The organism is Marinobacter iranensis, assembly GCF_029207565.1.
Classification (GTDB): Bacteria; Pseudomonadota; Gammaproteobacteria; order Pseudomonadales; family Oleiphilaceae; genus Marinobacter; species Marinobacter iranensis.
This window is the reverse complement of sequence record NZ_JANCMW010000434.1, coordinates 1-230: the sequence shown is the minus strand read 5'-3', so window position 1 is coordinate 230 and position 230 is coordinate 1. Positions and strand designations below refer to the sequence as shown.

The window sequence follows — 230 nt, the reverse complement described above, 5'->3', positions numbered from 1 at the left end:
GGTGATGTTCATCGTGCCGATGAATGCGCCCGGCGTGAAGATGTTCTGCCGTGTCTCCTACGAACAGACGGCCAACACGGTCGGCCAGCCTTTCGACTACCCGCTGTCGTCACGCTTCGATGAAAACGACGCCATCCTGGTGCTCGACAATGTCTTCGTGCCTTGGGAAGACGTTCTGGTGCTGCGCGACGCGCAGAAGATCCTGTCCTTCCACCCCGCGTCCGGCTTCA

At 60.0% G+C, this 230-nt stretch carries 1 protein-coding gene; it reads left to right on the top strand.

Features of this window, described 5'->3' with window-relative positions:
* Nucleotides 1–230: 4-hydroxyphenylacetate 3-hydroxylase N-terminal domain-containing protein (locus tag NLU14_RS22995; protein WP_275710974.1), on the top strand; the 230-nt coding region annotated here is incomplete at both ends.